At 66.9% G+C, this 1,113-nt stretch carries 1 protein-coding gene; it reads left to right on the forward strand.

The annotated features are described in order from the left end of the window. Nucleotides 1–76: 76 nt before the first annotated feature. A partial coding sequence (locus MGN01_RS23265; protein ID WP_147049159.1) for an IS5 family transposase occupies nt 77–1,113 on the forward strand: 1,037 nt, incomplete at its 3' end.

Below are 1,113 nucleotides of genomic sequence, written 5' to 3' on the forward strand. Positions count from 1 at the left end.
CCTGGACACCTCCAAAAACCTCGCGGTTTGAGGTGTATCGTGGTGTGATGGGGTCGGCGGTCGGTGAGGTGCTGCGATGCGCGGTCAGCCCGGTTTTTTCGACGTCGATAAGCGTCTGAAGGATCTCTCGGCCAAGGGCGACGCGCTGGAGCGGTTGAGCCGCATCATCGATTTCGAGCTGTTCCGGGACGACCTCGCCCGTGCCGTGCCCCGCTCGGGCGGTGCGAAGGGCGGCCGACCGCCGTTCGACCTGGTGTTCATGTTCAAGGTGCTGATCCTGCAGGCGAGCCATTCGCTGTCGGACGAGCGCACCGAGTTCCTGATCAAGGACCGGCTCTCCTTCATGCGCTTCCTCGGGCTCGGGCTGTCCGACCCGGTGCCGGACGCCAACACGATCTGGACCTTCCGCGAGGCGCTCACCCGGGCCGAGATCGCAGGCAAGCCTGCCATCGCGGTGCTGTTCTCGGCCTACGAGGCGGCCCTGCGACAGGCCGGCTTCCTGGCGATGGGCGACCAGATCGTCGACGCCACGGTGGTGGCCGCACCCAAGCAGCGCAATACCGAGATGGAGAAGGCGGATCTGAAGGCCGGCCGTGTGCCCGATGCCTGGAAGGCCAAGCCGGCCAAGCTCGCCCAGAAGGACCGAGATGCGCGCTGGACGATCAAGTGGTCGAAGGCAAAGCCCGCCGAGGACGGGTCGAAGCGGGTCGACATCGCAGTGCCAGCCTTCGGCTACAAGAACCACGTCGGCATCGACCGCCGCCACGGGCTGATCCGCACCTGGCTCGCCACCGACGCGGCCCGACACGATGGGGCGCAGCTGCCCGGTCTCCTCTCGAAGGCCAACACGGCGAGCGACGTCTGGGCGGATACCGCCTACCGCTCGAAGGCCAACGAGGCGCACCTCGCAGCCCATGGCTTCCGCTCCCGCATCCATCGCAAGAAGCCGCTGGGGAAGCCGATGGCGAGGAACGTCGCCCGTGCCAATGGCGAGAAGTCGAAGGTCCGCGCCGCTGTCGAGCACGTCTTCACCCGGCAGAAGGGGCCGATGGGGCTCGTGGTGCGCACGATTGGCTTGGCGAGAGCCCTGATGAAGATCGGCCTGGCCAATCT

Origin of the sequence: Methylobacterium gnaphalii (genome assembly GCF_007992215.1) — a bacterium.
GTDB classification, from domain to species: domain Bacteria; phylum Pseudomonadota; class Alphaproteobacteria; order Rhizobiales; family Beijerinckiaceae; genus Methylobacterium; species Methylobacterium gnaphalii.